Origin of the sequence: Mycobacterium dioxanotrophicus (assembly GCF_002157835.1) — a bacterium.
Classification (GTDB): domain Bacteria; phylum Actinomycetota; class Actinomycetes; order Mycobacteriales; family Mycobacteriaceae; genus Mycobacterium; species Mycobacterium dioxanotrophicus.
The window spans coordinates 3258166-3271357 of the sequence record NZ_CP020809.1; the positions used below are offsets into that span (position 1 = coordinate 3258166).

General features: G+C 68.5%; 10 protein-coding genes. 8 read left to right on the top strand and 2 right to left on the bottom strand.

Annotated features, from left to right (window positions below; translation table 11 throughout):
- Nucleotides 1-29: 29 nt before the first annotated feature.
- Nucleotides 30-2399 (bottom strand): phosphoketolase family protein, encoded by a 2370-nt coding sequence (locus tag BTO20_RS15740; RefSeq protein ID WP_087077309.1) that lies wholly within the window; start codon nt 2397-2399, stop codon nt 30-32.
- 105 nt (nt 2400-2504) lie between these two features.
- On the opposite strand from BTO20_RS15740, the gene BTO20_RS15745 reads away from it, so the two are divergent.
- Nucleotides 2505-3980 carry an acetyl-CoA acetyltransferase gene (locus tag BTO20_RS15745; protein ID WP_087077311.1) on the top strand — a complete coding sequence of 492 codons (1476 nt, stop codon included), beginning with the start codon at nt 2505-2507 and terminating at the stop codon, nt 3978-3980.
- A 7-nt stretch (nt 3981-3987) separates the two neighbouring features.
- On the opposite strand, the gene BTO20_RS15750 is transcribed toward BTO20_RS15745, so the two are convergent.
- A complete protein-coding gene (locus BTO20_RS15750; protein WP_087077313.1) occupies nt 3988-4902 on the bottom strand; it encodes a sugar-binding transcriptional regulator in 915 nt (304 codons plus the stop codon).
- Between the two features lie 228 nt (nt 4903-5130).
- On the opposite strand from BTO20_RS15750, the gene BTO20_RS15755 reads away from it, so the two are divergent.
- Genes BTO20_RS15755 through BTO20_RS15785 form a run of 7 tightly spaced genes read left to right on the top strand, consistent with a single transcriptional unit; the run spans nt 5131 to nt 13154 of the window.
- Nucleotides 5131-6660 carry an FGGY family carbohydrate kinase gene (locus tag BTO20_RS15755; protein WP_087077315.1) on the top strand — a complete coding sequence of 510 codons (1530 nt, stop codon included), beginning with the start codon at nt 5131-5133 and terminating at the stop codon, nt 6658-6660.
- A complete protein-coding gene (locus tag BTO20_RS15760; RefSeq protein ID WP_087077317.1) occupies nt 6657-7673 on the top strand; it encodes an NAD(P)-dependent alcohol dehydrogenase in 1017 nt (338 codons plus the stop codon). The genes BTO20_RS15755 and BTO20_RS15760 overlap by 4 nt, the downstream gene beginning before the upstream one ends.
- Before the next feature lie 14 nt (nt 7674-7687).
- Entirely contained in the window at nt 7688-8455 is a 768-nt protein-coding gene (locus BTO20_RS15765) for an SDR family NAD(P)-dependent oxidoreductase (RefSeq protein WP_087082149.1), read from the top strand.
- Nucleotides 8449-9507 (top strand): zinc-dependent alcohol dehydrogenase, encoded by a 1059-nt coding sequence (locus tag BTO20_RS15770; RefSeq protein ID WP_087077318.1) that lies wholly within the window; start codon nt 8449-8451, stop codon nt 9505-9507. The genes BTO20_RS15765 and BTO20_RS15770 overlap by 7 nt, the downstream gene beginning before the upstream one ends.
- A complete protein-coding gene (locus BTO20_RS15775) occupies nt 9504-11036 on the top strand; it encodes a sugar ABC transporter ATP-binding protein (protein WP_087077320.1) in 1533 nt (510 codons plus the stop codon). Before BTO20_RS15770 ends, BTO20_RS15775 begins: the two co-directional genes overlap by 4 nt.
- Nucleotides 11033-12049, top strand: coding sequence for an ABC transporter permease (locus tag BTO20_RS15780; RefSeq protein ID WP_029366003.1), 1017 nt, complete (start codon nt 11033-11035; stop codon nt 12047-12049). Before BTO20_RS15775 ends, BTO20_RS15780 begins: the two co-directional genes overlap by 4 nt.
- 55 nt (nt 12050-12104) lie before the next feature.
- On the top strand, nt 12105-13154 hold the full coding sequence (locus tag BTO20_RS15785; RefSeq protein WP_087077324.1) for a substrate-binding domain-containing protein: 1050 nt from the start codon (nt 12105-12107) through the stop codon (nt 13152-13154).
- Nucleotides 13155-13192 lie beyond the last annotated feature (38 nt).

A 13192-nucleotide genomic window follows, 5' to 3' on the forward strand; every position in this document is an offset into this window, starting at 1 on the left:
ATCATACGGGCGCTACGCAATACCCCAGGTCACATCCGTTCCCAGGTCCACCCCGAGATCGCCGGATCGTCTTCTCCGTGTTCGCGCGTGTAGCTGCGCGCGGCCAGCCGGGCATCGACCATCTCCTGCCGCAGTCCGGCGGCGCGGGCGGACAATCCGTCGACCCGATCGATGACGTCCATCACCAGGTGGAACCGGTCGAGGTCGTTGAGCATCACCATGTCGAACGGTGTCGTCGTGGTGCCCCGCTCCTTGAATCCCCGGACGTGCAGTTGGTCATGGTTGGCGTGCCGGTAGGCCAGCCGGTGGATCAGCCACGGATAGCCGTGATAGGCGAAGATGACGGGCTTGTCGGTGGTGAAGACCGAATCGAATTCCCGCTCGGACATGCCGTGCGGATGCTCTGACTCGGGTTGCAGCCGCATGATGTCGACGACGTTGACCACCCGAACCTTCAGATCGGGCAGTCGGTGGCGCAGGATGTCGGCCGCGGCAAGGGTCTCCAGCGTCGGGATGTCACCGGCGCAGGCCAGCACCACGTCGGGTTCGTCGGAGCCGGTGCTCGCCCATTCCCAGATGCCCAATCCCCGGGTGCAGTGGGCGATGGCCTCGTCCATGGTCAGGTAGGTCAGCGCCGGTTGCTTGCCCGCGACGATGACGTTGACGTAGTCGCGGCTGCGCAGGCAGTGGTCGGCGACCGAGAGCAGGGTGTTGGCATCCGGCGGGAGGTACACCCGCACCACCTCGGGTCGCTTGTTGGCCACATGATCGATGAACCCGGGGTCCTGGTGTGACGCGCCGTTGTGGTCCTGGCGCCAAACGTGCGAGGTCAGCAGGTAGTTCAGCGATGCGATGGGCCGCCGCCACGGCAGGTGCGAACTGCTGAACAGCCATTTGGCGTGCTGGTTGAGCATCGAGTCGACGATGTGCACGAACGCCTCGTAGCAGTTGAACAGGCCGTGCCGGCCCGTCAGCAGATAGCCCTCCAGCCAGCCCTGGCACAGGTGTTCGGAGAGCACCTCCATCACCCGGCCGTCGGGCGAGAGGTGGTCGTCGCCGGGCTCGATCTCGGCCTGCCAGGCCCGATCCGTCGATTCGAACACCGACGCCAGCCGGTTGGACGCGGTTTCGTCGGGTCCCATCAACCGGAATCGGTCGGGGTTGCGGGTGATGACGTCGCGCAGGAACGCGCCGAGAACCCGGGTCGCCTCCGCGGTGGCGACTGCCGGCTCCTCGACGGCGACGGCGTAGTCGGTGAAGTCGGGCAGGTCGAGGTCACGCAACAGCAGCCCGCCGTTGGCGTGCGGGTTCGCGCTCATCCGCCGCCTGCCGGTCGGTGCGGCGGCGCGCAGCTCATCTCTCAGCGCCCCGGTTTCGTCGAACAGCTCCTCGGGGCGGTAGCTGCGCAGCCATTCGTCGAGTTGGGCCAGATGCTCGGGGTTGGTGCGGGTTTCCGACAGCGGTACCTGGTGTGAGCGCCACGTGCCCTCGACCTGTTTGCCGTCGACCTCGCTGGGGCCGGTCCAGCCCTTGGGGGTGCGCAGCACGATCATGGGCCACAGCGGGCGGCCGGGTTCGCCGTCGAGCCGCGCTGCGCGCTGGATCGCGGCGATCTGGTCGAAGGCCTCGTCGAACGCGGTGGCCAGCTGCTGGTGCACATTTGCCGGATCGTCACCGGCGACCGTGATGGGCCGGTAGCCGTACCCGTAGAGCAGGGCGTCGAGTTCTTCGGCCGGAATGCGGGCAAGCACAGTGGGATTCGCGATTTTGTAGCCGTTGAGATGCAGGATCGGCAGCACCGCCCCGTCGGTCACCGGGTTGAGGAACTTGTTGGAATGCCAACTGGCGGCCAGTGGCCCGGTCTCGGCCTCACCGTCGCCGATCACGCAGGCCACCACCAGATCGGGGTTGTCGAACGCGGCGCCGTAGGCGTGCACCAGCGCGTAGCCCAGCTCGCCGCCCTCGTGGATGGAGCCCGGCGTCTCGGCCGCGACGTGGCTGGGAATTCCGCCGGGAAAAGAGAACTGCCGGAACAGCTTTCGCAGGCCGTCGGCGTCTTCGCCGATGCCCGTGTATACCTCGCTGTAGGTGCGTTCCAAGTAGGCGTTGGCGACCAGTCCCGGGCCGCCGTGACCCGGCCCGGTGATGTAGATGACGTCGGAGTCCCGCTCGCGGATGATGCGGTTGAGATGGGCGTAGATGAGGTTGAGTCCCGGCGTGGTGCCCCAGTGCCCCAGTAGGCGGGGTTTGACGTGCTCGGCCACCAGCGGTTCGCGCAGCAGTGGGTTGTCCAGCAGGTAGATCTGGCCGACCGAGAGATAATTGGCGGCCCGCCAATAAGAATCGATGAGCGTCAGTTCGGCATCGGACAGCGTAGGGGTGAGCGCCTGTGCAGTCATCTATCCCATCATGGCCCCGATCGGTGAACAGTGGGTGAGAATTATTGACGCCGACGGCGGCGATGTCGCGAATCGTCGTGGCCGCCGGCCGGATATGGTGCACCGATGCCCACCGACCCAAGGACGCCGGTACTCGTCGGGTACGGCCAGGTCAATCAGCGCGACGAGAACCCCGGTCGGGAACCGGTCGATCTGATGGTGGCGGCGGCCCGCAACGCCGCGGACCCACGGGTGCTGGAGGCCGTGGATTCCGTCCGCATCGTCAACCTGTTGTCGTGGCGCTATCGCGATCCGGGACGGTTGTTGGCACATCGGATCGGTGCCCGCAATGCGTCGACGCGCTACACGGGGATCGGTGGCAACGTGCCCCAGACCTTGGTCAACGAGGCGTGCCGGGACGTGCAGGCAGGCCGGGCCGGTGCGGTGCTCATCGCGGGTGCCGAAACCTGGCGCACGCGTAGCCGTCTGCGGGCTCGTGGTGTCAAGCCCGACTGGACCCGTCAGGACGAATCCGTGCCGTTGGCGCCAGGCAGCGATGACGGCGTGCCGATGGCCGGCGACGCCGAGATCCGGATCATGCTCGACCGCCCGGCGTATGTGTATCCGATGTTCGAGCAAGCGGTGCGGATCGCGGCAGGGGAGACTCCGGATGTCCATCGGCACCGCATCGGCGAACTGTGGTCGCACTTCAGCGCGGTTGCCGCGGGCAACCCACACGCCTGGACCACCGAACGGTTCACGGCCGAGCAGATCACCGAACCCGGACCGGACAACCGGATGATCAGCTGGCCCTATACCAAGTTGATGAACTCCAACAACATGGTGGATCAGGGTGCGGCCCTGATCCTCACGTCGGTTCAGACGGCGCAGTATCTCCAGATACCCAGGGACCGTTGGGTTTTCCCGCACGCGGGGACCGATGCGCACGATACGTACGCGATCGGGGAGCGCGCGGAATTCTTCCGGTCCCCGGCGATCCGCATCGCCGGGCGCCGGGTGCTTGAGCTGGCTGGTCTCGGCGTCGACGAGGTGGACCTGGTCGACGTGTACTCGTGCTTCCCGTCGGCGGTGCAGGTAGCCGCGGCCGAACTCGGCCTGCCGCTGCGGGATCCGACGCGGCCGCTGACCGTCACCGGCGGGCTGAGCTTCGCGGGCGGACCGTGGAACAACTACGTCACGCACTCGATCGCGACGATGGCCGAGCAGTTGGTGGCCCGCCCGGGAACGCGCGGCTTGATCACCGCCAACGGTGGTTATCTGACCAAGCACAGTTTCGGGGTCTATGGCACCGAACCGCCCCGCGATGAATTCCGTTGGGAGGACGTGCAATCCGCGGTCGACCGGGAACCCACCCGCCGGCTGGCGGTCGAGTGGTCGGGCGTCGGCACCGTCGAATCGTGGACCACGCCGTTCCAGCGCGACGGCACGCCCGAGAAGGCCTATCTGGCTGTGCGAACGCCCGACGACGCGCGCACCCTGGCGCTGATCACCGACTCGTCCGACGCGGCCGCGACGGTGGCCGGTGACATCGCCGGGGCCAAGGTCACCGTCCACGCCGACGGCACCGCGAACCTGCTCTGAATGGCGCTCAGCCGAGGATCGCGGCGGCGATCTCGGAATCGGTGACCAGCGCCGACACCATCCCGGAGCGCAGCACGGCGCGCGTGGCGGCGATCTTCTCCGCGCCGGTGGCGAGCGCGATGACCGTGGGAATGGCGCGCAAGGTGGCCTCGTCGATGCCCATGCGCCGGTCGTCGAGGCCGGGCAGGCGGTGGCCGTCGGCGTCGAGCAGCAGCGCGCACGTCTCGGCGCACACGCCGCCCGTGGTGAACTCGCGGACCTCGGCGTCCGACAGCGAGGCGTAGACCTGGGAGGCGCCTTGGGTCCAGGCGCCGACCGACACCAGCGCGCAGCTGACCCGCGGGTAGCGGGCGAAGGTGTCCTGGATCTGCTGGTTGCCGGCCAGGCTGGCGGCGGTACGCGCGTCGGAGACCACCAGCGGCGCGTACAGCGGCCAGGGGGTTCCGCCGCTGACCTCGCTGATCCGCCGGACCAGATCGGCGCCGTTGTGGGTGATCGCCCCGGCCATGCCGGTGAGCTGGACGACATCGCAGGGCGGCAGGGTGGTGAGGTGATCGGCGATGCGGGCCAGGGTGCGCCCGCAGTCGACGCCGATGACGTCCCCGTCGCGCAGAACCGATTGCAGCAGTTCGGCGGTCGCCCGGGTGACCGCGTCGACCCGGTCGCCGGAGTCGGCGGAGGTGACGGCGTAGGCGTGCTGCAGTCCGAACCGGGTCTGTAGCGCCGAGGACAGCGCGACGTCGATGGAACCGGGGTCGTGGATCTTGATCTCCACCATGCCCGACGCGACCGCCTCGTCGAGCTCGCGCGCCACCTTGAACCGCGAGATGCCGAGTTCGTCGGCGATCTGGATGCGCGTGCGGCCCTCCAGGTAGTAGCGCCGGGCGATCATCGCCCGCTGGAACAGCTCGTCCGGCCCCACGCATGCCCCCTTCCGGACTCGCGCGGCCGACAGAATGCACATATGTGCAGCCGCATTGACATATGAGCATAGAGCACTGCATGATCCGAGTCACAGTTGATCAGATGAGGATCTTGAATATCAGATGAGCGGAGGCGACCAGCGGATGACCGTCGAGGACGAGACCGTTCCGGTCGCCCCGACCGGCGCGGTGTGGTCACGTGAATCCGCGGCTCCGTTGGTACGGGCATGACCGAAGATGCTGTGCTGGGCGTGGATTCGTCCACTCAGTCGTGCAAGGTCGAGATTCGCGAGCTGGCCACCGGACGGTTGCTCGGGTCCGGATCGGCCGCCCATCCGCCCGCGTTCCCGCCATGCAGCGAACAGCACCCGCAGGACTGGGTCGGTGCGTTCATCGAGGCGACCCGTGCCGCACTGGCCGCATGCACCGTCACCCCGGCGATCCGGTCCATCTCGGTGGCCGCCCAGTGCCACGGTCTGGTCCTGCTCGACGCGCACGGCGAGCCGCTGCGGGCGGCCAAGCTCTGGAACGACACCACCGCGGCGCCGAACCTCGCCGCTCTGGTCGACCGCATCGGGTCCGGACGCTGGATCCGCAGTGTCGGCTCACTGCCGACCGCGGCGTTCACCATCGCCAAACTGGCGTGGCTGGCCGCGCACGAACCCGCGACGCTGGATCGGGCCGCCACCCTGCTGCTGCCGCACGACTACCTGACCTACTGGCTGACCGGTGCGCGGGTCACCGACCGCTCCGACGCGTCGGGCACCGGATACTTCAACACCGATGCGGGGCAATGGATCCCGGGTTACCTCGATCTGGCCGGCGGCCCGCGGGACTGGTCGGCGATGCTGCCGACGGTCCTTGGGCCATGTCGGCCTGCCGGCACCCTGACGGCGGCGGCCGCAACGGCACTGGGCCTCGACGCCGGGATCACCGTGGCACCCGGCGGCGGTGATCAGCACGCGGCGTATCTGGGCCTCGGTCTCGACGACGGTGACCAGTACATCGGCATCGGGACCTCCGGCGTCGTCGCAACATCTCGGCGCGCACCGGTTTTCGATCCGACCGGGATGGTCGACGGCGTGGCCGACCTCACCGGCGGTTACCTGCCGTTGGTCAGCACGCTCAATGCGGCCCGGGTAGGTGAGGTCGCGGCCCGGCTGCTCGGTACCGATCTGCCCGGGTTGGCCGAGCTGGCGCTGGCCGCCGGTGATGCGCCAGGCCCGGTGCTGGTCCCGTTCCTCGACGGCGAGCGCAAACCCGACCGTCCCGACGCGCGCGGCGGCCTGGTCGATGTCACCAGTCACACCACCAGGGAAGAACTGGCCAGAGCCTTCGTCGAAGGTCCGCTGCTGTCCTTGATGAACGCGCGGGATCATCTGCGCGCGTGCAACGTCGACCTCGGCGGTGCTGCCGTCGCGGTCGGTGGGGGCACCCGGTCGGTGGCGACGTTGCAGCTGCTCGCCGATCTGCTCGATGACGAAGTGACCGTGCTCGACGCCGACGAGGCGACCGCCCGCGGCGCGTGCGTCCAGGCCGCTGCGGTCGCGGGGGAGATGGACGTCGCGGGACTCGTCGAGCTGGCCAAACGCTGGCAACCACCGGTACGGGCCCGCGTCGCACCCCGGCACCACCGCCGTGACCTCACCGCCCTTCGAGCCCGGTGGGCCGAGGTGGCCCGCTCGCCGCTCCTGGATTCCGGCGGGCCCGCGCTACTCACCCCAAGCCCAGACCACCGAGAGGAGACAGTCAGATGACCACAACGATGCGTGCGAGCGTGATGACCGGTGTCGGCACGCTGCAGATCGAAGACCGGCCCGTGCCGTCACCCGCACCCCACGAGGTGCTGGTCGAGGTGGCCGCCGTCGGCGTGTGCGGCTCCGACGTGCATTACTACCGGCACGGCCGGATCGGCGATTTCGTCGTCGAGGAACCGATGATCCTGGGGCACGAGCTGTCCGGCCGCATCGTCGCGGTGGGCGACGGTGTCGATCCCGACCGAGTCGGCCAGCGTGTCGCCGTCGAACCGCAGCATCCGTGCCGACGCTGCAAGCAGTGCCTGGCCGGGCGGTACAACCTGTGCCCGGAGATGAAGTTCTACGCCACCCCGCCCGTGGACGGCGCGTTCTGCCGCTACGTCACCATCGACGACGACATGGCCCACGCCGTACCGGATTCGGTGTCCGACGAGGCCGCCGCGCTGCTCGAGCCGCTGTCGGTCGCCGTCGCCACGATGCGCAAGGCGCACGTCGTGCCCGGTTCGTCGATCCTGATCGCCGGCGCGGGCCCCATCGGCGTGATCTGCGCGCAGGCCGCACGCGCGTTCGGCGCGGCCCGCATCGTCGTCACCGATCTGGTGGCCTCGCGCCGTGAGAAGGCGTTGCAGTTCGGCGCCACCGAGGTGCTCGACCCCACGGCCGTCGACGTGTCGGCCATCGAGCCGGTCGACGCGTTCGTCGATGCCACCGGTGTCCCGGTGGCGGTCGTGAGCGGTATCAAGGCAGTGGGCCCGGCCGGTCACGTGGTGCTGGTGGGCATGGGAGCCGACGAGTACGCGCTGCCGGTCAGCCATATCCAGAACCTCGAGATCAACGTCACCGGGGTGTTCCGGTACACCGACACCTGGCCCGCCGCAATCCATCTGGCGGCCAGCGGAGCCGTCGACCTCGACGCCATGGTGACCGGTCGCTATGACCTCGAACACGTCGGCGAGGCCCTCGACAGCGACACCGACCCGGCCAGCCTCAAGTCCATCGTCCACCCGCAGTGAGTGAGAAACCCGCCATGAGCAAGACATCCCCGTTCGACCTGACCGGCCGCACCGCCCTGGTGACCGGCGGCAACCAGGGCCTCGGCAAGGCTTTTGCCGTCGGGCTCGCCGAAGCCGGTGCTCGCGTTGCGTTCTCCGGCCGCAACGCCGAGCGCAACGAGAAGGTCGTCGCCGAGTCCGCGTCCGCGGGCCACCGGATGCACGCGATCACCGCGGACATCACCAAGGCCGCCGACGTCGAGCGCATGACGGCCGAAGCCATTGCCGCCCTTGGGCATATCGACATCCTGGTGAACAATGCCGGAACCTGCTACCACGCCGAGTCGTGGGACGTCACCGAGCAGCAGTGGGACGACGTCTTCGACCTGAACGTCAAAGCGCTGTGGGCGTGTTCGCTCGCGGTGGGCGCGCACATGCGCGAGCGGGGCTCCGGTTCGATCGTCAACATCGGCTCGATGTCGGGCATCATCGTGAACCGGCCGCAGATGCAGCCGGCCTACAACGCCTCCAAGGCGGCCGTGCACCACCTGACGAAATCGCTTGCCGCCGAATGGGCCCCGCTCGGCATCCGGGTCAACGCGCTGGCCCCCGGCTACGTCAAGACCGACATGGCGCCCGTCGACCGGCCGGAGTTCAAGCGGCACTGGATCGATGACACCCCACAGCTGCGCTACGCCCTGCCCGAGGAGATCGCACCCAGCGTGGTGTTCCTGGCCAGCGACGCGGCTTCGTTCATCACCGGCTCGGTGCTGGTGGCCGACGGGGGCTACACCGCATGGTAGAAACCGGCGCACTCAATCGAAGGGTCGTCGTCAGCGCGCTCGACGACGTCACCCTGGAGACCACCCCCGAGCCGGTACCGGGCCCCGGCGAGGTCAGGGTCCGCACCACCGTGGTCGGCATCTGCGGGTCGGATCTGCACGCCGCCTGCGGCCGGCATCCCTTCATCGACCTGCCCTATCGGCCCGGTCACGAAGCCGTCGGGGTGGTCGACGCGGTGGGCCCCGGCGTCGAGGGCGACTGGGTCGGCACCCGGGTGGCCGTCGAACCGAACCTGGCCTGCGGCAAGTGTCCGCAGTGTGCCGCGGGCCGGTACAACATCTGCCGGGAGCTGCTGGTGTTCGGCTGCCAAACCCCCGGGGCGCTGGCCGATTCGTTCACCATCGCCGCCGACCGGCTGGTCGCGCTGCCCGACGGGCTCGACGATCGGCACGCCATCCTGATCGAACCCCTGGCCACCCCGGTGCACACCGTGCGCCGGGCCGCGGCCGCGGTCGGCAATCTGGCCGACCGGCCCGTGGTGGTGCTCGGCGCGGGCCCCATCGGCTTGTTCGCACTGCTGGCGGCCCGCCACGCCGGCGCCCGGGTGATCGTCGCGGACCTGCTCGAATCCAAGCGGGCCAGAGCCGAAAGGATCGGCGCGGCAGGCACTTTCGACCCGACCGCGGCCGACGCGGTCGACACCGCGCTGGCCCTCATGGGCGGGCCCGCCGCGGTGGTGATCGACTGTGTGTCGCGGGAGAGTTCGGTGGCCCAGGCGGTGGACCTGGTGGACAAGGGTGGCGCGGTGATGATCGTCGGCGTGGCCGAGGGTGCGACGCCGGTGCCGCTGGGGCTGATCCAGGACCGCGAGCTCGCGTTGATCGGCAACCTCATGTACGTGCGGGAGGATTTCCTGGCGGCGGTCGACCTGCTGGCCTCCGGAGCCGTCCCGGTCGACGAGATCATCAGTGCGGAATTCGATCTGGCCGATGCCGCAGCGGCATTCACCGCCTCGGCCGACGCCGAGAACGTCAAGGTGCTCGTCACCGTCGGCGCGGGTGACCCGTCGTGAGCCAGGCGCTGCTGGAGTGCACGGACATCCGGAAGAGCTTCGGCGGGGTCCCGGTGCTCAAGGGCATCACCCTGCGGCTGGAACCGGGCACCGTGACGGCCCTGTCCGGTGAGAACGGGGCGGGCAAGTCGACGCTGATGAAGATCGTCTCCGGGCAGTACAGCGCCGACCACGGCACCGTGTCGGTGCAGGGCAATCACCTCACGGCCGGCAGCACCCGCGATGCGGTCAAGAACGGCGTGGCCATCGTGCCGCAGGAGCTGGCCTCCATCGAGGACATGACGGTCTACGAAAACCTGTTCGTCGGAAGGGAGATCAAGCGCGGACCGTTCCTCAACCGGCGCGCCATGATCGCCGAGGCCCGTGAGACGCTCGCGGTCTTCGACGTGACGATCTCACCCACCGCCCGGATGGGCAGCCTGCCCGTCGGGTTGCGGCAGATCGTGGAGATCGTCAAGGCCGCCCGCACGGGCGCCCAGGTGGTGATGCTCGACGAGCCCACCTCGGCCATCTCCGAGCGTGAGGTCGAGGGGCTGTACAAGATCGTGCGTCAACTCCGCGACCGGGGTGTCGCGATGGTCTACACCACCCACAAGATGGCCGAGATCCGCGCCATCGCCGATCGGGTGGTGGTGTTGCGCGACGGCGGGCTCATCCTCGACAAGGCGATCGCCGACGTCTCCGACGACGACATCGTCACCGCGATGATCGGCCGCGAGCTCGACACACTGTTCCCCGATCGCGGCGAACCCGCCGGCGAGACCGTGCTCGAGGTCCGCGACCTGCACGTCGAGGGCGCATCCGAGCCGGTGTCGTTCAGCGTCAAGGCGGGCGAGATCGTCGGGCTCGCAGGGCTTGTCGGCGCCGGGCGAACCGAACTGCTGGAGGGCATCTTCGGGGCCCGGCGCAGCACCGGACACGTCACGGTGCGCGGCAAGATCGTCAAGCGCAATCACCCCGCCGCAGCCATCACCGCAGGAATGGCCATGGTGCCCGAGGACCGCAAACTGTCGGGCGCGGTGCTGTCGATGAGCGTGCTCGACAACGGCACGCTGCCGCGGATGTCGTCGTTCAGCGTGGCCGGCTGGCTGCGCGGCAAGGCCCGGACCACGGCCGTCTCGGAGGTGATGTCCTCGGTGCGGCTGCGCAGCCGCGGGCTCGGACAGGAGGTCGGCACCCTCTCCGGCGGTAACCAGCAGAAGGTGGTGCTGGCACGCTGGCTCACCGGTCAGGTCAACGTGCTGCTGCTCGACGAGCCGACCCGCGGCGTGGATGTCGGCGCCCGCAGCGAGATCTACCGCATCATCACCGAATTCGCGGCCCAGGGCATGGCCGTGCTGATGGCGTCGTCGGACATGCCCGAGGTCGTCGGCCTGTCCCACCGCGCGTTCGTCATGCGCGGCGGCGCGCTGGTCGGCGAGCTCGACCGCGACGCCCTCGACCATCCCGAGGTGCAGGAGTCGGTGTTCCGGATGGCCACCGCCCTCGCCGCCCGGGAAGACCACGCTGAGCAGGAGGAAGCATCGTGACCACCACATCCGACGAGCCCGCCGCCACGGTGGCGTCGCCGACCACCGGCGAGCCCGTACGGCTGTTCTCCCCGCAGTGGTTCGGCGGGATCGCCGTGCGCTACGCCATGGTGATCGTGATGCTGTTGGTCATCGCGTACTTCAGTTACCGCAGTGCGCGATTCGCCACACCGGACAATCTGGTCACCATCCTGGTGGCCGCGGCGCCGTTCGCGCTGATCGCCCTGGGCCAGACGCTGGTGATCCTCACCGGCGGTATCGACCTGTCGGTCGGCAGCGTCATCGCGGTGTCGGCGATGGCGGCCGCCGCCACGGCCAAGGCCAATCCCGGCCAGGTCTGGCTGACCGTGCTGGTGGCCATCCTGGTCGGGCTGGCCGTCGGCTGTGTCAACGGATTGCTGGTGTCCCGCTTGAACGTTCCGCCGTTCATCGCCACCCTCGGCACGCTGACCGCCGGGTCGGGCATGGCGTACGTGATCGGTGGCGGTGCACCGATCAACGGGCTGCCCGCCGAGTTCGGCAAGATCGCCAACACCAAGATCCTGGGCCTGCAGATCCCAGTGCTGCTGATGATCGTCGGCATCATCGCGCTGGCGGTGATCATGAAACGCACCACCTACGGCATGCGGGTCTACGCGGTGGGCGGCAACCGCAACGCCGCGGAGATCGCCGGCATCAACGCCCGCAACGTGCTGTTCAGCGTGTACGCCTTCTCGGGTGTGCTGGCCGGTCTGTCCGGTGTCATGCTCGCCTCGCGGGTCATCTCCGGTCCGCCCAACCTGGGCCGCGGCTACGAGCTCGACGCGATCGCCGCGGTGGTGATCGGTGGGGCCAGCCTGATGGGCGGGCGCGGCACGATCTGGGGAACGGCGTTGGGCCTGTTGATGATCCAGACGCTCAACAACGGCCTGGACATCCTCGTCGTGCCTGCCTACTGGCAGGACGTGATCAAGGGCGTGCTGATCGTCGCGGCCGTCGCCGTCGACGTGTGGTCGTCCCGGCGCCGAACATGACCGCCCCATCCGGACTGAGCAGACCAACCCATCGAGTAGAGAGTGAGACAACCAGATGAGACTGTCGAGCAAGCTTGGCGTGATCGCGTCGGCCGGCGTACTCGGGTTCGGCATGACCGCATGCGGTGCGGGTGACCCGAACGCCAACAAGTCCACCCACCGCATCGGCGTGACGGTGTACGACATGAGCTCGTTCATCACCGCGGGCAAGGAGGGTATGGACACCTACGCCAAGGCCAACGACATCGAGCTGGTGTGGAACTCGGCCAACGACGATGTGTCGACACAGGCCAGCCAGGTCGACTCGCTGATCAACCAGGGCGTCGAGGCCATCATCGTCGTTCCGGTGCAGGCGGATTCGCTGGCGCCGCAGGTGGCCGCCGCGAAGGCCAAGGGTATTCCGCTGCTGGCCGTCAACGCCGAACTGCAGAGCCCCGACCTGGCCGGCAACGTGCAACCCGACGACGTCGCGGCCGGTGCCCAGGAGATGCAGATGATGGCCGACAAGCTCGGCGGCAAGGGCAACATCGTCATCCTGCAGGGACCGCTCGGCGGATCCGGTGAGATCAACCGCGGCAAGGGAATCGACCAGGTGCTCGCGAAGTACCCGGGCATCAAGGTGCTGGCCAAGGACACCGCCAACTGGAAGCGCGATCAGGCCGTCAACAAGATGAAGAACTGGATCTCCAGCTTCGGCAACCAGATCGACGGCGTGGTGTCGGAGAACGACGACATGGGCCTGGGTGCCCTGCAGGCGCTCAAGGAGGCCGGCCGCAGCGGGGTTCCGATCGTCGGGATCGACGGGATCGAGGACGGCCTGAACGCCGTGAAGTCCGGTGATTTCATCGGCACCTCACTGCAGAACGGCACCGTCGAGTTGTCGGCAGGCCTCGCGGTGGCCAACGCGTTGGTCAAGAAGGAGAACGTGAAGACCGACCCGGTCTACGTGATGCCCGCGATCACCAAGGAGAACGTGGATGTCGCACTGGCACACGTGGTGACCGACCGGCAGAAGTTCCTCGACGGGCTCGTCGAACTCACCAACAAGAATCTGCAGACCGGCGACATCGCCTACGAAGGCATCCCCGGCCAGAAACAGCCCTGATGCGCGGCGGGGCCGGTCCCGGGTGGACCGGCCCCGCA

Excerpts from the sequence above, each read along its gene's own strand:
- BTO20_RS15740 (WP_087077309.1), bottom strand. The coding sequence starts at position 2,399 with ATGACTGCACAGGCGCTCACCCCTACGCTGTCCGATGCCGAACTGACG.
- BTO20_RS15745 (WP_087077311.1), top strand. The coding sequence starts at position 2,505 with ATGCCCACCGACCCAAGGACGCCGGTACTCGTCGGGTACGGCCAGGTC.
- BTO20_RS15755 (WP_087077315.1), top strand. The coding sequence starts at position 5,131 with ATGACCGAAGATGCTGTGCTGGGCGTGGATTCGTCCACTCAGTCGTGC.
- BTO20_RS15760 (WP_087077317.1), top strand. The coding sequence starts at position 6,657 with ATGACCACAACGATGCGTGCGAGCGTGATGACCGGTGTCGGCACGCTG.
- BTO20_RS15765 (WP_087082149.1), top strand. The coding sequence starts at position 7,688 with ATGAGCAAGACATCCCCGTTCGACCTGACCGGCCGCACCGCCCTGGTG.
- BTO20_RS15770 (WP_087077318.1), top strand. The coding sequence starts at position 8,449 with ATGGTAGAAACCGGCGCACTCAATCGAAGGGTCGTCGTCAGCGCGCTC.
- BTO20_RS15785 (WP_087077324.1), top strand. The coding sequence starts at position 12,105 with ATGAGACTGTCGAGCAAGCTTGGCGTGATCGCGTCGGCCGGCGTACTC.